General features: G+C 44.4%; 17 protein-coding genes. 2 read left to right on the top strand and 15 right to left on the bottom strand.

Going from position 1 to position 16,940, the window contains the following annotated elements; all coding sequences use genetic code 11:
• Positions 1-464 precede the first annotated feature (464 nt).
• Positions 465-1,562: a response regulator gene (locus Q1A18_RS11275; RefSeq protein WP_299579810.1), complete on the top strand. Its 1,098-nt coding sequence runs from the start codon at positions 465-467 to the stop codon at positions 1,560-1,562.
• Positions 1,563-1,797: 235 nt separating this feature from the next.
• On the opposite strand, the gene Q1A18_RS11270 is transcribed toward Q1A18_RS11275, so the two are convergent.
• The 4 genes from Q1A18_RS11270 to Q1A18_RS11255 form a co-directional block, all read right to left on the bottom strand.
• Positions 1,798-2,874, bottom strand: coding sequence for an alanine racemase (locus Q1A18_RS11270; protein WP_299579807.1), 1,077 nt, complete (start codon positions 2,872-2,874; stop codon positions 1,798-1,800).
• Between the two features lie 499 nt (positions 2,875-3,373).
• Positions 3,374-4,813 (bottom strand): NAD(P)(+) transhydrogenase (Re/Si-specific) subunit beta, encoded by a 1,440-nt coding sequence (locus Q1A18_RS11265; RefSeq protein ID WP_299579804.1) that lies wholly within the window; start codon positions 4,811-4,813, stop codon positions 3,374-3,376.
• A gap of 9 nt (positions 4,814-4,822) precedes the next feature.
• Positions 4,823-5,137 carry an NAD(P) transhydrogenase subunit alpha gene (locus Q1A18_RS11260; RefSeq protein ID WP_299579801.1) on the bottom strand — a complete coding sequence of 105 codons (315 nt, stop codon included), beginning with the start codon at positions 5,135-5,137 and terminating at the stop codon, positions 4,823-4,825.
• A gap of 11 nt (positions 5,138-5,148) precedes the next feature.
• On the bottom strand, positions 5,149-6,276 hold the full coding sequence (locus tag Q1A18_RS11255) for a Re/Si-specific NAD(P)(+) transhydrogenase subunit alpha (protein WP_299579798.1): 1,128 nt from the start codon (positions 6,274-6,276) through the stop codon (positions 5,149-5,151).
• Between the two features lie 256 nt (positions 6,277-6,532).
• Between Q1A18_RS11255 and Q1A18_RS11250 the strand changes: the two genes are divergently transcribed.
• Complete coding sequence (locus Q1A18_RS11250; protein WP_299579795.1) at positions 6,533-7,108, top strand: DUF4494 domain-containing protein; 576 nt, start codon at positions 6,533-6,535, stop codon at positions 7,106-7,108.
• Between the two features lie 127 nt (positions 7,109-7,235).
• Here the strand turns inward: Q1A18_RS11250 and Q1A18_RS11245 are convergent, their stop codons facing one another.
• From Q1A18_RS11245 to purU, 11 genes are all read right to left on the bottom strand, one after another.
• Entirely contained in the window at positions 7,236-7,940 is a 705-nt protein-coding gene (locus tag Q1A18_RS11245) for a hypothetical protein (protein WP_299579792.1), read from the bottom strand.
• Between the two features lie 356 nt (positions 7,941-8,296).
• A complete protein-coding gene (typA, locus tag Q1A18_RS11240; protein WP_299579789.1) occupies positions 8,297-10,102 on the bottom strand; it encodes a translational GTPase TypA in 1,806 nt (601 codons plus the stop codon).
• A 157-nt stretch (positions 10,103-10,259) separates the two neighbouring features.
• Positions 10,260-11,177 carry a diacylglycerol kinase family protein gene (locus tag Q1A18_RS11235; RefSeq protein ID WP_299579786.1) on the bottom strand — a complete coding sequence of 306 codons (918 nt, stop codon included), beginning with the start codon at positions 11,175-11,177 and terminating at the stop codon, positions 10,260-10,262.
• Positions 11,178-11,245: 68 nt separating this feature from the next.
• Positions 11,246-12,061 (bottom strand): prolyl oligopeptidase family serine peptidase, encoded by an 816-nt coding sequence (locus Q1A18_RS11230; protein WP_299579783.1) that lies wholly within the window; start codon positions 12,059-12,061, stop codon positions 11,246-11,248.
• 131 nt (positions 12,062-12,192) lie between these two features.
• Positions 12,193-12,831 carry a bifunctional phosphoribosyl-AMP cyclohydrolase/phosphoribosyl-ATP diphosphatase HisIE gene (gene hisIE, locus Q1A18_RS11225; RefSeq protein WP_299579845.1) on the bottom strand — a complete coding sequence of 213 codons (639 nt, stop codon included), beginning with the start codon at positions 12,829-12,831 and terminating at the stop codon, positions 12,193-12,195.
• The gene (gene hisF, locus Q1A18_RS11220) at positions 12,828-13,583 is read right to left on the bottom strand and encodes an imidazole glycerol phosphate synthase subunit HisF (protein ID WP_299579780.1); all 756 of its coding nucleotides are present in this window, start codon (positions 13,581-13,583) and stop codon (positions 12,828-12,830) included. The genes hisIE and hisF overlap by 4 nt, the downstream gene beginning before the upstream one ends.
• 32 nt (positions 13,584-13,615) lie before the next feature.
• Positions 13,616-14,350, bottom strand: coding sequence for a 1-(5-phosphoribosyl)-5-[(5-phosphoribosylamino)methylideneamino]imidazole-4-carboxamide isomerase (hisA, locus tag Q1A18_RS11215; RefSeq protein WP_299579777.1), 735 nt, complete (start codon positions 14,348-14,350; stop codon positions 13,616-13,618).
• A 77-nt stretch (positions 14,351-14,427) separates the two neighbouring features.
• Positions 14,428-15,027 (bottom strand): imidazole glycerol phosphate synthase subunit HisH, encoded by a 600-nt coding sequence (gene hisH, locus Q1A18_RS11210; RefSeq protein ID WP_299579774.1) that lies wholly within the window; start codon positions 15,025-15,027, stop codon positions 14,428-14,430.
• Positions 15,028-15,054: 27 nt separating this feature from the next.
• Positions 15,055-15,408, bottom strand: a complete 354-nt coding sequence (locus Q1A18_RS11205) for a four helix bundle protein (protein WP_299579771.1) — start codon at positions 15,406-15,408, stop codon at positions 15,055-15,057.
• 52 nt (positions 15,409-15,460) lie between these two features.
• Positions 15,461-15,997, bottom strand: a complete 537-nt coding sequence (locus Q1A18_RS11200; RefSeq protein ID WP_299579768.1) for a TlpA disulfide reductase family protein — start codon at positions 15,995-15,997, stop codon at positions 15,461-15,463.
• Positions 15,998-16,008: 11 nt separating this feature from the next.
• Complete coding sequence (purU, locus tag Q1A18_RS11195; protein WP_299579765.1) at positions 16,009-16,893, bottom strand: formyltetrahydrofolate deformylase; 885 nt, start codon at positions 16,891-16,893, stop codon at positions 16,009-16,011.
• Between the last annotated feature and the right edge of the window lie 47 nt (positions 16,894-16,940).

Genomic DNA, 16,940 nt, shown 5'->3' with positions numbered 1-16,940 from the left:
AAGGACCTTTTCGGGGAGAAATACATAATGTTATGATAGTAAGCAAGGATTGATCGCACGATAAAATTTATTATCCCCGGTATTTATTTACTACTCAAGCTCGACTATCAAATTTCCAACAATCCCCTGTCGGATTCAATAAGGACTTTTACGGAAAGTGTGTTGCTTGAAATTCAGGAAAAATACGGATTGTGTGATTTAGCGATTTATATTAACATGTGTTCAGTATAATATAAAAGGATGTGATTGTCGTAAAAGTATTGTGAGCTCAGGAGGCTGTTCATTTGTCGGAAGAGTATTGGAGGCTTTAAATGAGTCGTTCCGGAAATAAATCGAGAAAAAGAACGAAAAATTGTTTAAGATGTTGTAATTTGAAGTTCCTGATAAAGAGAGCAATATACATAAAAAGATAGATGGTAAAGCCACCCCATCGGTAGATAAATAAATACTTTGATTACCTGGACATGGCTGTAAAAAAGATTCTTGTTATTGATGATAATAAAGCCTTTTCTAAAACCTTGCGAAATGTGCTGAAAGGCAATGGTTATGAGGCTGTTATTGCGGGCTCTGGAGGTGAAGGAATTCAAAAGGCCTACGAGTACGGTCCGGATTTGATCTTATGTGATATTAAAATGGCCCCAATTGATGGTTACCAGGTGTGTAATATTTTAAAAGAAAGTAATTTGACAAAGAGGATTCCTTTCATTTTTATTACCGGCAAATCGGGCTTAGATGAAATACGATTAGGCTTGGAGTTAGGGGCTGACGACTATTTGGTTAAACCTTTTAGAAATGAAACCTTGCTTGCTTCCATTAAAACGCGCTTAGAGAAATATGAATACCTGGTTAACCTGGGACGAAGCAAGTATCAGGCTTTTGTTGATTATTCGCCTAATGGTATTTTCCTTTTTGATGGGGTAACTATTTATGAGTCCAATCATGCCTTTAACCGGATGGTGGGGATTCGAGAGTCAGCCCTGACAGACACTCCGTTTAGCGATTTGGTTGGAAAAACAAACTTTGCACGGATTGAGGATCGAATTAATCAATGCATGAATGGTTTGCTAAGTAACTTTCAAGAGGAGGTAACGATTCTTTCGGCTTTGGGTATTCAGGAGAAGTTTGTCCTTTATGTTGCTCCTAGTATCAAATACAATGGTTTCTCCTTATTAACCGGCTTGCTCATGCCGATGAGGAGAAGCGAAAAGGTCGGACATGTAGCGTTTGAGCAATTGGTGACTATTCTTGAAGAAGAGGACATTAGCTTGTCGGATCCTGTTGTTTTGCGGCTTCAAAAGGAGTTTGGTTCGGGAGGAGGGCGTACTGTGGGCATAGACTATGGCCACAGTACTGTTACAGCTGAGGTGGAATTCTCAAGTAGGGAGCTTGAAGTTCTGAAACTCTCCTGCAAGGGCATGCCAATCAAGAATATTGCTGAAGAACTATGCATTTCAGGCCGGACCGTCGAAAGTCATCGGGCAAGCCTTATGGAAAAAACAGGCTCCCGGAATATTATTGAAGTGATTATCTATGCGCTTAAAAATCAGCTTATCAAGATTTAATAGGTAGCTGAAAGTGGCTTGAACTTTTAGTAATCCTAAGGAATAAGTCAAAAAACGGATTCCTTTCTTTTTCTAGATCGGTGCTTCTGAATGATTATGAGCGAATATCATGAATAAAGTCAATAAATATCCGTAAATCCTAAAAATAGGTGTTTGTTAACAGTTTTGCTTTTTTGAAGTGATAAAAATACCGCTCTTGCCTTCCAAGGCGATGTTGCAGCCTTGGTTGAAAGGCTTATTCGGCTTTGATTCGTTTTTCAATGTATTTCGAATTCATGATTCTTAAAACACCCATATAATCCATTTCAAATTCGAGAAGAGATCCGACCTGGTAATTTTCCTCATTTTTGCCGAGGTCTACCACGAGCATGTCCGAAGAGGCACCGACTATCTTGTGGTTTTTATTTTTTAGCTTGATGTGGTTTTCGTCAATGTCCAGCAAGCCCAAATCAATTAATGCCCGATGTGAAGTTGCTGACTGGTCGGTATCTTCAAAAATGACGGTTTCGCCCAGCAGGTTTTTGCCCAGTTCGCCGATGGGGCGCATGCGTTTTTCGGTCAGTTCGATAATTTCTGCGTATAGCTGGAAAGTATCGTTTTCCATTTGGTCGAAGGTCACATTGTTATACACGTCTGTTCCCAGGAAAAAAGTTTCACCAATTCGAAAATGGTTAATGCCCTTAGGCAGTAATCCCTGGAAAATTAGGGGAACAGTAACGGAGGCTCCACCCGAAACATATTCAATTTCTTTGTTGAACTTCGCTTCAATCAGTTGCTCATACAGGCAAAGCTGGACTAGTTTGTCGTGACTTGGCAAAATGCCGTACATACACGTTAAATTGGTGCCAATGCCAACCACTTCAATATTGGGCAGTTTGAAGACCGCATCGTAAAAGTCAAGAAAATCTTCCTGTAAAACACCTTCCCGTAGCTCACCGGTTTCAATCATGATGATGACCTTATGGATTTTGTCCTGTTTTTGGGCTTCTTTGGATAAGCGGGTGATGGTTTCAATTTCAGTATTGAAACTGATATCGGCATACCTGACAATTTTGTCGATGGAGTGCTTGGGGGGTGGTTTTATGTAGATTGTCTCAATTTCATCGGATATGGATTTGATCATTTTCAGGTTTGAAACCCGGGAGTCGCAAAGTTGCTTAACACCAAGTTTGATTACTTCCTCCAGGTAGCGCTTGTTGCCACAGAGTAGTTTGGATACTACAGCCCAGGTGATACCATTTTGGGATAAAAGTTCTTCCAGGTAATCGTAGTTTTTCTTTAGCTTTTGGGTGTCTAAAGTAATGAATGCCATAATTTGTTTTTGCCTTTTAGTTGAGGACGGAGCCAGGTTGAATGTGCTCAGTCTAATTGTGTTAAAAATGCGTGTTTTTAATTGGTTGTTGGGTCGAATCTTGGTCTGATGTATATCAAGGGAAGACCGTGAACTAAATGTTTGTTCGTATAGAAACAAAGTTGATGTATTCGATGGCTTTTTGTAGCCAGTTTTCTGTTTGTTGATTGGTGTTGTTGATTCGGAAATAACGGGCGTAAAGATGAATGGTGGCGTGAGTCAATATCCATTGTTTTGTCTAATTGTTATTGCTTGTTCCTTGTTGAAAGGGTTTTGCGTTTTTATCGTTGCTTTTTAAAAACTACAAATTGAACAACAAGCTGACCGAAGCATTGTTTTCATTTTTTTTCATGAGTATAACGAGAAATGAGAGGAATGTGTAGTATGGGAATGAATGGCTGGGGTGAAAAGAAGGCTGCTCTTTTCTTTTAGAGCAGCCTTCTCTGAATGACCGAAAGTCTTATAAATCTTTTATTTCGTTGACGAGTTTCTGAAGCGTGCTTTTGGCATCTCCAAACAGCAGGCGTGTTTTATCATCGAAAAACAAACTGTTTTCAATGCCTGCATAGCCTTTCCCGCGTCCCCGTTTCATCACAATGATATTTTTTGATTCGTGTGCCTTGATGATCGGCATGCCGGCAATCGGGCTGGACGCATCGTTGATGGCTGCAGGGTTAACCACATCATTGGCGCCAATGACAATGCTTACATCCGTGCTTGGCATATCCGGGTTGATGTCCGACATTTCAACCAGCTGGTCATAGGGAACATCTGCTTCGGCTAGCAATACATTCATGTGTCCGGGCATGCGACCGGCTACCGGGTGAATGGCATAGCGAACGTTTACTCCTTTGGATGCCAGCAATTCATCCAGCTCGTGGCAAACATGCTGGGCCTGAGCAACTGCCAGTCCGTAGCCGGGAATAATGACAACACTGCGCGAGTAGGCCAGCAAAACAGAAGCATCGCTGAGTGTCATTTCCTTCATTGTTCCTTCGGCGCCAGCTGTTGCTGCATTTGCTCCGCCAAAGGCTCCGATAATGACATTCAGCAAGGAGCGGTTCATGGCTTTACACATGAGCAAGGTTAAAATACTTCCGGCAGCACCTACCAAAATACCCCCAAGAATCATTGCCTGGTTGTTGTAAATAAAACCAGCCATTGCTGCTGCAATTCCGGTAAAACTGTTCAGGAGTGAAATAACAACTGGCATATCGGCTCCGCCAATCGGCATGACAAACAAAACCCCATAAAGCAATGACACAAACAAAAGCAGGTAGATGGCCCAGTTGAGCTGAGCCGGTGTTTGTCCTGAAAGTAATATGAAGAAGGCCAGTGCAAAGGTTCCGGCAAGGAGGATTAAGTTTACGTAGCTCATGTAGCCGCCACGAATATCTTTCACTTTGCCATCGAGCTTGCCATAAGCGATCATACTTCCACTAAAGGCAACGCTCCCAATGATGAGGCCCAATAGGGTTACCAGTACCGATCCCCAGTTGCTCATATCGGCATTTGGAAATTCGAGCAGAGCCACCAAGGCCGAAGCAGCTCCTCCGGTAGCGTTGTAAAAAGAAACCAGTTGAGGCATGGCTGTCATTTTTATTTTTCGAGCAATGATCCAGCCAACGGTTGAGCCTACGCCAATGGCCGCCAGGATAATCCAGACATTGGCGGGTTGGATACCGCTGCCGTTGGCATTTTTGTGCAACAACAAAGTGGTTAGCATGGCCAGCACCATGCCGCCTCCGGCATAAAAGTTTCCGCGCCGTGCCGTTTCCGGATGACTTAGCAGTTTTAATCCCAGCACAAACAGCAGTGCGGCTACCAGGTAGCTTAATTCGAGGAGTGTTCCTCCTACCGTAAATTCCATTCCGTTATAAGTTCCTAATACTTTATCCATGAGCGCCTCCTATTTTTTCTTCTTTTTAAACATTTCCAGCATGCGGTCGGTCACCACAAAACCGCCAACCACATTGAGGGTTCCAAAGATGACAGCCAGGATTCCCAATATCAATTCGGTATTGATTGTGCTGGCATCGGCATGGCCAACCAGAATAATTCCACCAATAATGATGACACCACTGATGGCGTTGGCTCCCGACATGAGGGGGGTATGGAGAACGGCAGGAACATTGGAAATCACCTCAATGCCCAGGAAAATAGAAAGTGCGATGATAAAAATCGCCTCTTTGTAGGTATAGAAAAAAATTAATAATTGATCCATTGTGTTGAATTTTAGGAGTGAATAACGGCTTGGACGCGTTCGTTGATGATGGCGCCTTCGTGTGTGATGCAAGTTCCTTTGATGATGACATCGTCAAAGTTGAGGCTGAACGCACCTTCCTCGTTAAAAAGCAATTCCAGGAAGTTGAGGATGTTTTTACCAAACATTTTACTGGCATCGGCAGGCAATAACGAAGGGTAGTTGGATTGCCCGATAATGGTTACGCCATGTTTTACCACTGTTTCATTGTCTTGGCTAAGCGCGCAATTGCCTCCGGTTGATGCAGCCAAATCGATAATGACAGCGCCCGGTTTCATGGCGGCAACGGCATCTTCAGGAAGTAGCAGGGGCGCTTTACGTCCCGGAATTTGGGCGGTGCAAATCACCACGTTGGCTTTGGCCGCATGATTGTTGATGGCCTGCTGTTGTTTTTGTTTAAATTCCTCGGTTTGTTCCACGGCATATCCTCCGGCAGCGGCATCTTCTTTGGCACCTTCCACTTCAACAAACTTAGCCCCCAAGCTCATAACTTCTTCCTTGACGGCTGAGCGCACATCGAAAGCCTGTACCTGCGCCCCCAATCGCTTAGCAGTGGCAATGGCCTGCAGGCCTGCTACTCCAGCCCCAAGCACCAAAACAGTGGCTGGACGGATGGTGCCGGCAGCAGTCATAAACATCGGGAAAAAAGTGGGCAGAAGGTTTGCCGCATCTAGTACAGCCTTGTAGCCTGCCACGGTAGCTTGCGATGACAATACGTCCATGGACTGTCCTCGCGTACTTCGGGGAATCATGTCCATGCTGAACGTGGTCATCTTTTTCGACACAAACTGGTTCACCAAATCAGTATTCCAGAGGGGATTGTACTGACTGAGCCAAATTTGCTCTTTTCGAAAGGATTCAACCAATGACTTGTCGGGAGGATGAATCCCAATCAGAAAATCGGTTTTTGCCAATACTTCTTCGCGGGAGGCAATCGTGGCTCCGGCGTCTTTGTAAGCTGCATCAGTGGCCAATGCAGACTCACCAGCCCCGGTTTCTATATAAACCGTCACTTTGCGCTGGCTTAAAGCAGAAACCATTTCAGGTAAAAGGGCTACCCGGTTTTCCGAATCTCCCTCTTTTAAGAGTCCAATAAGCATAAATTGATAGTATTTAGTTACTAATTTTAATGTGCTTGTATCTGGTGTTGATGCTTGGTTTTTTTTGACTCTTTTACGAATATAGTTAATTAAACTTCTTTGTGAAATTTAATTGGACATGACTTGCCGGGCTTTGAAATGAAGACCTGCCCGAATTGGAAGTTCTTTCATATTTGTGAAAAACTATTTTTGAAAAATCCCTTATAAATCCTTGAAGAGAATATCTTTGCATTTCAATTTAAAAGAATGAAAAGTTATGCAGACTTGGTTTGAATGCAAAGTTAAATATGTGAAAGTTGATCAGGATGGACGCGAACGGAAAGTGTCAGAAGCCTACCTGGTAGATGCCGTTTCGTTTACTGATGCTGAAGCGCGGATGATTGAGCAAATGCAGCAGCTGGTTCGCGGAGGCGAGTTTTACATCGACAATATCAAAAAATCGAACGTTATTGAAATTTTTCCTCACGAAGATGGTGAATACTGGTTCAAAGCCAAAATCGGTATTGTTACCATTGACGAGAAAGCTGGCAAGGAAAAGAAAATTAACAACTACTTTTTGGTTGCTGCAGATGATTTCAAACAAGCTCTGTTGCGTCTGGAAGAGGACCTTTCCTATATTTTGGTTCCCATTCAAATTTCAGCCATGAATTTAAGTCCCATTGTGGATGTGTTTCCTTACTTCAAAGATGAGGTGAATGAACCGCTTCCCCCGCACTTAAAACCGATTCAAACGGAAGAGCCTGTTGTTGAACAGCCTGTTGTGAATGAGGAATTTGAAGGCGAGTCGGCTGTTGAGGAAAATGAACAGCCAGAAGAGGCTGACGAAGAATAATGCACGCAGCCCTTTCAGGAACCTTTGCCAGCAATGGTTCTCCGTATAGCCTGTTTGGGATGATCGAATAATAGCAACAAAAAGAATCCCGAAAGCACACGACTTTCGGGATTCTTTTTTGCCATTTTTAGTGGGTTTGAGGAACTGTTTCTTGTAGTCCGAACATCACCCTGAAAAAGCAAAACTGGTCACGCTTGAGCGGTTCAAACAAATAGTAGGCCGTGGTTACCCGGCAAATGTCTTTTACTTCAGAGAAAATGCGGTTGACTACTTCCTTGCCTTCCTCGCTGATTTGCTCAGAATCGGCAATCCAATCGAAGCAGGAATTGAATTCACGCAGTTGATCGTCAAAGTGCAGAATCCGGTCCACCAGGCTTAACGGAATCGATTTGCTGATTAATGTTTCCTTCAATCCGGGTGTCAGGTTTTTATGCACCACTTTCAGTAAGTAATAAAGGCTTTGGTAATCCCCGTTTTTAGCTTCGCTGAAATAATCGTTATAGCCAAGTGCTTCAAAAATAGATTTCTGAAATTTCTTATTGTCCTTGAAGTCAACTTTGATCAAGGCGCGAAGCAGGGCTACGTTTCTCAACGAAGAAAGCATCAGTTCGTGTACATACTTCTGCTTGTCAGCATGTTTGTCATAGTTATCGGCAGGCAGGTATTTTTCTTTAGCCGATTTTATTCTGGACCGGAGCTCATCGGCATAGGCCTGATTCCAGTCATTTCGAATAAGGGAAAGTTCGTAGATGTTCTCGCTGAATGATTGAGCGATTTTCATGCAGGCCAGTAGTGTTGCATTGGCAGTGGAGCATGTTGTTTTCTCTTCCATGTTGCGTTGAATTTTTGGTTAGAATATTACTGAACATCGAGAAAAAAGTTACGACAAAACCAGCTCAAAAAAAATGCATAACCTATTTATAACGAGAAGTATGTTGTAGAATATGTTGAGTGAGTAATTTGAGAGTGTTTATTTGTTGAAAAGAACTTATGCTTTATTAGGGGGAGATCCCCTTGTGGGTTAGCCAGGGAGAAAGAAAATACGTACTTAAAAGCATATTCGCCCGGGAACTTTCCCAAAACCTAGAGGCCTAAAATGAAGACTCCCCGATAAATGACTTTACCGGGGAGCTTCTTTATTTTAGTTCATCCAATGACCTTCAGTCATCTGGTGATTTGCATTTCTGACTAGTAATTGATCTTCGAGCCACGTTTCCGTTCTGCTTCGCGCAGCAAAATTTTACGCATACGCAACGATTTGGGAGTAACTTCCAGGTATTCATCCTTTCCGATGTATTCCAGTGCCTCTTCCAGGCTAAATTGAATCGGAGGAGCCAGCTTGGTTTTTTCGTCCGATCCGGAAGCACGCATGTTCGTTAGCTTTTTCGATTGGGTGACGTTGATCGTCAGGTCATCGGCACGGGTGTTTTCGCCAATTACCATACCTTCGTAAACTTCTTCGCCCGGTGGGATAAAGAAACGTCCGCGGTCCTGGAGTTTGTTCAGCGCATAAGCGAAGGTTGTTCCGGGTTCCTTGGCAATCAACGAACCGTTTTTGCGTCCTTCTATTTCGCCTTTCAGCGGTTGGTATTCGATGAAGCGGTGAGTCATTACAGCTTCACCAGCCGTAGCGGTTAGCATGTTGGTTCTTAAACCGATAATTCCACGCGAAGGGATCAGGAACTCCAGGTGAATCCGGTCGCCTTTGCGTTCCATGTTTTGCATTTCGCCTTTGCGAACTGAAACCATCTCAACAACTTTACCTGAATATTCGTCCGGCACATCGACGTGCATTTCTTCAATGGGTTCACATTTAACCCCGCCAATTTCCTTGTACAACACCTGTGGCTGGCCAACTTGTAGTTCGTAGCCTTCGCGACGCATGGTTTCAATCAATACCGACAAGTGAAGTACGCCACGTCCGTAAACGGTAAATACATCGGCTGATGCGCTTTTTTCAACACGCAGTGCCAGGTTTTTCTCCAGCTCTTTATACAAGCGGTCGTGTAAGTGGCGTGAAGTAACAAATTTTCCTTCTTTTCCGAAGAAAGGAGAATCGTTGTTGGTAAACACCATGCTCATGGTAGGCTCGTCCACCGCAATTGGGTCCAGTGGTTCCGGGTTGTCGATATCGCAAATGGAATCGCCAATATCGAATCCTTCAATACCGACCAAGGCACAAATATCGCCATTGCTGACTTGCTCCACCTTTTGGCGTCCCAGCCCGGTGAATACGTGTAATTCTTTAATTTTTGTTCGTTTGATTGAACCATCGCGTTTGCCTAAGGCTACTTGCATGCCTTCTTTCAGCTCGCCACGATGAACGCGTCCAATGGCAATCCGACCAACATAGGATGAATAATCCAATGAAGTGATTAGCATCTGTGGGGTTCCGGGATTGGGTTTTGGGGCAGGGATATATTCGATAATCGCATCGAGTAACGGTCCAATATTATCTGTTTTGTCACTCAGGTCAGCGGTCATCCAGCCCTCTTTGGCCGATCCGTAAATGGTCGGGAAGTCGAGCTGTTCTTCGGTAGCATCCAAACTAAACATCAGGTCGAACACTTGCTCGTGAACTTCCTCGGGACGGCAGTTGGGTTTATCGACTTTGTTGATCACAACAATTGGCTTAAGGCCCAGGGCCAAAGCTTTGGAAAGTACGAAACGCGTTTGAGGCATGGTGCCTTCAAAAGCATCAGCCAACAGCAAAACGCCATCAGCCATGTTGAGTACCCGCTCTACTTCTCCTCCAAAGTCGGAGTGACCCGGGGTATCAATGATATTGATTTTTGTACCTTGATAATCAACCGAAACGTTTTTGGCCAGGATGGTGATTCCGCGCTCACGTTCCAGGTCATTGTTGTCGAGAATCAGCTCATTCTTTTTCTCGTGGTCTTTGATGGCTGTACAATGGTAAATTAACTTGTCCACCAAGGTCGTTTTGCCGTGGTCAACGTGTGCGATAATCGCGATGTTTCTAATCTTCTGCATATAGTCTCCAAAATTGAGGCGCAAAGTTAATCGATTTTCGGCTTTTTGCTGCTCCTCATTCAATTAATTGACGGTAACTTAACAAGGAATTTCCGAATTGGTTTAATTCCTGAAAATGAAATTATTGCTTTGGGTATTTCAAGCCATAAATAATGGACTAAACGGATTTTTCGCTGCTTTTGCTATTGTTGCAAAACTTGGTATTTCCAGTGTCTACAACCTTGATTTTTTGTGTGCTGATTTCAATTTTCACCGGGCTTTCCAATAAAATGGGGTCACCATCCCGGTGAAACTGCCTGGCTGAAGTTTTTAGGGTAATGGGGCCGGCAGTGGATCGGTAGCTTAGGTGTTCAGAGCTTTTGAGTGTTCCAAGAAAAAGGCGCGACGAAAAAAGCACGAATGCCCACAAGGCCATGGGGCGGACCAAAACGAGTTCAAGGAGTCCGTCGGTCGGATTGGCTTGCGAAGCGATACGGGCACCGTAGCCAAACTGGGCCGTATTGGCTAGGTTGATCATGAAAAAACGGCCGTTGATGGTTTCATTCTCCAGTTCAATGCTTGCCTGTATGGGGTTGTATTGCCAAAAGACACGGATGGTGCTGAACAGGTAATTCCAAAAGCCACGCCCAGGGAGTTTGGCAAAATCATGAGCGACCTCACCGTCGTAGCCAACGCCGGAAACATGCATGCTGACCTGCCCATTTATAAGCATGGCATCGGCTGTCAGGCTTTTGCCGCTTGCAATAGTCGCCATTAACTTGTTCAGGTTTTTGTTGAAGCCAAATTCACGGGCAAAGCCATTGCCTGATCCTGCCGGGTAAACGGCCAGCTTTTTATCGCTACCCAAGAGGGCCGTTGCCATTTCATTCACCGTACCATCTCCTCCAACAGCCACAAAAACGTCGTGACGGTCAAACTCTTCCTGAATAATTTGAACGCTGTGCCGGGGATAAGTTGTTTGCCGTACCGTGATGTTCTCCTGGCGCGCTTCAAGTTTTCGTCGTAACTGACGTGTTTTGCGCTTGCCGGCATTTGGATTGACAATGACTAGTATGTTGGGTTCGTTCCGACTCATAAAGCTGCTCAGCTTATCCAGAATTAGGAGTTCAAGTTAGCATAAAAACCCGTTTGTCCGGATGCCAATTAAAGGTCGTTTGAAGAAAAATCTTCGTGCAGTTTTAATTCGATGGTCTGTCGTCCCGGAAGCGGTATTTCAGCCAGTTGAATTGGCTTGATCTTAGTTGGCACATTGCCGGCTTGGTTTAAAGGACGAAGGGTAAATTGTGAAAACCATTCGTAGAGACGGTCATCATTGTAAACCCGGTGGATGTCATGTCCTTTTCCGGCCAACCGGCTGTAGGTGACGGGGGCTTCCCGTTTTTCAAGGGCTTTAACCATGCGGTCGGAACGGGAAACAGGGACCTGCTTATCCTTAGCGCCGTGAAACACCCAAATGGGGAGATGAGTCAGGTTGTCGGCCCATTCATCTTTGGCGCCACCGCAAAGCGGAGCAATGGCTGCAAACTTATGCGGATAACGGTTGGCCAGTTCCCAGGTGCCAAAACCACCCAAGCTCATTCCGGTCAGGTAAACGCGTGTGGAGTCAATTCGGTATTGCGCGTTGATTTCAGAATAAATGGTGTCAAACCAATTTTCGCTGGCCCAGTTCTTTCCCCAGGGACACTGGGGAGCTACAACAATAAAATCAAGTTTTTTGCCTTTATCCAGAAAGTAGGGGAGCCCGTATTGTTTAACCCGGTTGATGTTGGTGCCGGAAACGGAACGTCCGTGCAGATAAAAAATGACAGGAAGCAGTTGGTTCTTCAAGCTGTCGTAATTTTCAGGAAGAAAAGTCAGGTAGTTGTACCTGACTTTTGGGGCTTTATTTTGTGCTTCTGCTTGTTTGTTGGGCAGCCAAAGTAAATTGGCTAGCAGAAAGATAATCACTATTCGATGCATGTTTTCTAAACTAGTAAACGTGCGAAGATAGAAAATAGGCCGTTTGGTGGTTTGAAGCTTAACGCTTTTTCACCAGACCTTTGCAATCGTTAACAATTCCGGATGCATTTACTGCTCACGGGCAGTCAGCTTTATTTGTGCCTTTTCTTTAGCTCGCGTGCCAAATCTTCAATGCGGTAACCTTTGTGCGTAAGCAGCACGATGAGGTGATACAACAAGTCGGCGCCTTCGTACAGAAAGTTTTCATCGTCGTTGGCCATGGCTCCAATGATGGTTTCAACGGCTTCCTCGCCAACTTTCTGAGTAATGGTGCGGGTTCCTTTGGTAAACAAGGAGGTGGTGTACGATCCTTCGGGCATTTCCTCCTTACGTTTGTCAATGAAGTCCTGCAGGTGCTTCAGAAAGGCCAAATCATCCGACTCGTTGGTTTCGTTCCAGCAGGTGTCGCTGCCCGTATGGCAAACAGGGCCAACCGGATCTACTTTAATAAGCAGCGTGTCGTTATCGCAATCTGAAGCCATGGATACCACATTCAGAAAGTTTCCACTTTCTTCGCCTTTGGTCCACAGCCGGTTTTTGGTGCGGCTGAAAAAGGTTACTTTACCAGTTTCTTCGGTTTTTGCCAGTGCTTCTTCGTTCATAAATCCCAGCATCAGTACTTTGCTGGTTTTGTCATCCTGAATGATGGCCGGGATCAGGCCGTTTTGTTTTGAAAAATCTAATGCTTTATTCATGTTGTCGTTCTTATTTTTTCTGTCGTCTGAATTTATGATCTTACCGCAATGCCTTTGTCCCGTAGGTAGGCTTTCAAATCGGGAATTGCAATTTCCTTGTAGTGAAAAATGCTGGCCGCCAATCCGGCATCGGCTTTCCCTTTGGTGAACACATCGACAAAGTGATCCATATTGCCGGCACCACCCGAGGCGATGATTGGAATTTTCAGCATGTCAGCCATTCGGGCCAGTTCGTCATTGGCAAACCCCGCTTTGGTGCCATCATGATCCATCGAGGTGAACAGGATTTCTCCGGCTCCCCGGTCTTCGGCTTCTTTGGCCCAGCTAAACAGTTCTTTGTCGGTCGGTATGCGGCCGCCATTAACGGTTACGGTCCAATGGTTGTCGTAGTTTTTGGCATCGATGGCTACCACCACAAATTGGGTTCCAAAGTTCTTTGCCAGGTCGTTAATCAGTTGTGGGTTGCGGACTGCGGAGGAATTAATGCTGACTTTGTCGGCTCCGGCACTCAGTAAGGCTTCGGCATCTTTAATCTCGCTGATTCCACCTCCAACGGTGAATGGGATATTTATCTCGCGGGCAATGCGTTTCACAAGCTCCACAAAGGTTTTACGTCCTTCGTGCGTGGCCGTAATGTCGAGGAAAACCAGTTCGTCGGCTCCTTGTTCGGCGTACAACGCACCCAGTTCTACCGGGTCGCCTACCGATTGAATATTGACAAAGTTTACGCCTTTTACGGTCTGACCGTCTTTAATATCCAGGCATGGTATGATTCGTTTTGCTAACATGTTTGAGTTTTCAGTTTCAAGTTCAACGGAAATTACGCTGAGATAAATTTGCTAATTTCTTTCAGGCTAATCTTGTTCTCATAAATCGCTTTTCCGGTAATTACCCCGGGAACGCCCATTTCATCTAGTTCGTGAATGTCTTTCATGGTGGCAATTCCGCCGCTGGCAATCAGTTCCAGCCCTTCAAACTGCGCCATGATTTCTTTGTATAAGTCAATGCTGGGGCCGGAAAGCATGCCATCGCGGGCAATGTCGGTCGAGATTACTTTTTGAATGCCTTGGCTGGTGTAACTTGCAATGAAATCAAGAATGGATAATTCGGAAACTTCCTGCCAGCCACTGACCGCAATTTTCTTGTCTTTAGCGTCGGCTCCCAAAATAATTTTTCCGGCACCGTAATTTTCGATCCAGCTTAAAAAAGTCTCGCGATTTTTAACAGCAATACTCCCGCCGGTAACCATTTGAGCGCCGCTTTCAAATGCAATTTTAAGGTCTTCGTCAGATTTTAGTCCACCACCAAAATCAACAACCAGATTGGTTTTTCCGGCAATGGTTTCCAATACCTTGTAGTTCACAATGTGCTGGGCTTTGGCGCCATCCAAATCAACCAAATGTAAACGGGTAATACCGGCATCTTCAAACATTTTGGCTACTTCCAATGGATTTTCGTTATAAACCGTTTTCTGGTTGTAATCGCCTTGTGAAAGTCGCACGCACTTGGCGTCAATCAGGTCAATGGCTGGGATGATGGTTATCTTGTTGTTCATAGGTACAAAGTTCATGCGTACATAAGGAGGTTAATTTTGCTCATGTACTTATGTACACAGGCACTTATGCACTTTTTTTACAAATTCAAAAAGTTCTCTAATATTCTGGCACCAACAGGGCCACTCTTTTCTGGATGAAACTGGGTGGCGTAAAAATTGTCCTTGTGTAAAGCAGCACTGAATGGATTGATGTAATTCGTTTCCGCCGCCGTGTGCTCTCCAACCGTGGCATAATACGAATGCACGAAATAGACAAACTGTTGGCTGAGGGATTGGTCGAATAAATCACTTTTCAAGTTGCTGATGGTGTTCCATCCCATGTGAGGTACTTTGGAGATATATTCCATACCAGGCTTAGGAGTAAACCGCTTTACCTTTTCTTCAAAAATGCCCAGGCATGGCGTGTCGCCTTCTTCCGAATGGCTGCACATGAGCTGCAACCCCAGACAGATACCCAGCACAGGTTGTTTGAGCGAAGGAATAAGCAAATCCAGTCCTTCTTTTTTCAGAAAAGCCATGGTGGTGCTGGCTTCACCCACACCGGGGAAAATGACTTTATCGGCTGCCCGTATTTTTTCATGGTCCCCGGTAATTTCCGCCTGAATACCCAAGCGGAGCAAAGCGTTGCTGACCGACTCGATGTTTCCGGCGTTGTATTTGATAATGACGATGTTCATATGTTTTAAGTGCATAAGTACTCAGAATTATTTCATTAGTTTTTTCTCTAATCCTCGAAGCAGTGCTTCGATCTCTTTTGTTTGCTGGTACATGAGTTCGAAATCCGATAAGTTTAAATAACCTATGTTTTTTGATATTTCAAGTTGTGTTTGGCATTCATAGAGAGAGCCAATTGAAATTCGGATATAACGGATAAATTCGTTATTGCCTTTTCTTCCAAAACCTTCTGCAAAATTGCTTGGAATGGATGTGGCTGCCCTACGGATTTGCGAGGTCAATCCAAACAATTCCTCTCGCGGAAAAGTAAGCGTTGTTTTGTATACATCAGTCACAAAAAACATGGCCTTTTGCCAAGCAATAAATTCACGGTAAGTCTTCATGTTAACTATTTTATAGGTGAACGGATGAACTGATGTACGTGGTACTTTTGTACTATTTTAACAGCTTATCAATTACAGTTTTCATCTCGTTAAACTCCTCTTCTTTGTAAAGCCGGGTCATGTATACAATTTTACCCTCCCTGTCGATGATGACATTGCGGGTTACGCCAGCTCCTTTTTCAGCATAGCTGTAGAAGATTTTACCTTCAGGATCGAGCAGTAGAGGATAGCTTACCGGAATTTGTTCAGCGAACTTTTGCACTTTTTCCAGGGGTTCATCCAAGTCGATTCCGAATAAGGCAAAATCCTCCTTGTTCTTATGCTTTTGCCAGATGTCTTTTTCAATATGTGGCATTTCTTTTCGGCAAACGCCACACCAGCTTGCTGTAAATTGCAGCATAACTACCTTTCCTTTGAAATCGGAAAGGCGAACGGTTCTTCCTTCGGCAGAAACCGTTGTGAAATCAGGAGCTTGTTGCCCAATTTTAACGATGTATCCGTAGTCAGCCGGAATTTCTTTTTGCACCACTTGTGCCTGTGTGGAAATGGTCAATGTACTCATCAATAGGATAAAAGTGAATAGTTTCATGTTGAATGTTTTTAATGAAAAACGACCGTTCGGTTGTTGTATACGAGTATTTTTCGTTGCAGGTGTTTGAAAACGGCATTGGAAAGTACAATTTTCTCCAGATCACGTCCTTTGCGAATCAGGCTTTTGACGGTATCAACATGGCTGCAGCGGGTTACGCCCTGGTCAATGATCGGGCCGGCATCCAAGTCGCTGGTCACGTAGTGACTGGTGGCACCAATTAGTTTTACGCCACGGGCATGTGCGGCGTGGTAGGGCTTGGCTCCGGCAAAGGCCGGCAAAAATGAGTGGTGGATGTTGATAATCCGGTTGGGATACTGCGCCACCATATCTTTGGACAAAATTTGCATGTAACGGGCCAATACAATGAAATCAATTTTATAGTCCTGCAGCAACTGCAGTTCTTGTGCTTCCTGCTCGACTTTGTTTTCTGCTGTAATCGGAATGTAATGATAATCGATACCGAAACGCTCAGCTACAGGCCGCATGGTTTCGTGGTTGCTAATGATGACGGGAATTTCAACATCCCACTCTCCGGCTGTGTAGCGCGATAGAATATCGAACAGGCAGTGCGACATTTTAGAAACAAAAATGGCCATGCGTGGTACATCTTCTGAAAAGTAAATTTTCCAGTTCATTTCCAGCTTCGATCCAATCAGGGTGTCGAAATATTCAGCGATTTTATCTGCCGGGATGGCAAAGTCATTCAATTCCCATTCTACCCGCATGTAAAAAATCTTTTCTACCCGGTCCACATGCTGGTCGAGGTTGATGATGTTGCCGTTATTCTTGTTCAGAAATTCGGTAACCGTTGCTAATATTCCCTGTTTGTCAGGACAGTGAATCAATAAGATGGCCGTGTTTTTCTTTTCACGGAGCGGTTTTATGCTTTTCATTGTTTATTTCGTTTGACTCGAAGGCTCCGAAGTATTGTTCGGAGTGC

This window comes from uncultured Sunxiuqinia sp. (genome assembly GCF_947495665.1).
In the GTDB taxonomy this organism is placed as follows: Bacteria; Bacteroidota; Bacteroidia; order Bacteroidales; family Prolixibacteraceae; genus Sunxiuqinia; species Sunxiuqinia rutila.
This window is presented reverse-complemented; position numbering and strand designations above follow the sequence as displayed.

What these genes read in the sequence shown, in the direction of transcription:
- Q1A18_RS11270 (WP_299579807.1), bottom strand. Translation starts at nt 2,874, where the DNA reads ATGGCATTCATTACTTTAGACACCCAAAAGCTAAAGAAAAACTACGAT.
- purU (WP_299579765.1), bottom strand. Translation starts at nt 16,893, where the DNA reads ATGAAAAGCATAAAACCGCTCCGTGAAAAGAAAAACACGGCCATCTTA.
- Q1A18_RS11250 (WP_299579795.1), top strand. Translation starts at nt 6,533, where the DNA reads ATGCAGACTTGGTTTGAATGCAAAGTTAAATATGTGAAAGTTGATCAG.
- typA (WP_299579789.1), bottom strand. Translation starts at nt 10,102, where the DNA reads ATGCAGAAGATTAGAAACATCGCGATTATCGCACACGTTGACCACGGC.
- Q1A18_RS11205 (WP_299579771.1), bottom strand. Translation starts at nt 15,408, where the DNA reads ATGAAGACTTACCGTGAATTTATTGCTTGGCAAAAGGCCATGTTTTTT.
- Q1A18_RS11275 (WP_299579810.1), top strand. Translation starts at nt 465, where the DNA reads ATGGCTGTAAAAAAGATTCTTGTTATTGATGATAATAAAGCCTTTTCT.
- Q1A18_RS11255 (WP_299579798.1), bottom strand. Translation starts at nt 6,276, where the DNA reads ATGCTTATTGGACTCTTAAAAGAGGGAGATTCGGAAAACCGGGTAGCC.
- Q1A18_RS11230 (WP_299579783.1), bottom strand. Translation starts at nt 12,061, where the DNA reads ATGCATCGAATAGTGATTATCTTTCTGCTAGCCAATTTACTTTGGCTG.
- Q1A18_RS11260 (WP_299579801.1), bottom strand. Translation starts at nt 5,137, where the DNA reads ATGGATCAATTATTAATTTTTTTCTATACCTACAAAGAGGCGATTTTT.
- Q1A18_RS11235 (WP_299579786.1), bottom strand. Translation starts at nt 11,177, where the DNA reads ATGAGTCGGAACGAACCCAACATACTAGTCATTGTCAATCCAAATGCC.
- Q1A18_RS11245 (WP_299579792.1), bottom strand. Translation starts at nt 7,940, where the DNA reads ATGGAAGAGAAAACAACATGCTCCACTGCCAATGCAACACTACTGGCC.
- hisA (WP_299579777.1), bottom strand. Translation starts at nt 14,350, where the DNA reads ATGAACAACAAGATAACCATCATCCCAGCCATTGACCTGATTGACGCC.
- Q1A18_RS11265 (WP_299579804.1), bottom strand. Translation starts at nt 4,813, where the DNA reads ATGGATAAAGTATTAGGAACTTATAACGGAATGGAATTTACGGTAGGA.
- hisH (WP_299579774.1), bottom strand. Translation starts at nt 15,027, where the DNA reads ATGAACATCGTCATTATCAAATACAACGCCGGAAACATCGAGTCGGTC.
- hisF (WP_299579780.1), bottom strand. Translation starts at nt 13,583, where the DNA reads ATGTTAGCAAAACGAATCATACCATGCCTGGATATTAAAGACGGTCAG.
- Q1A18_RS11200 (WP_299579768.1), bottom strand. Translation starts at nt 15,997, where the DNA reads ATGAAACTATTCACTTTTATCCTATTGATGAGTACATTGACCATTTCC.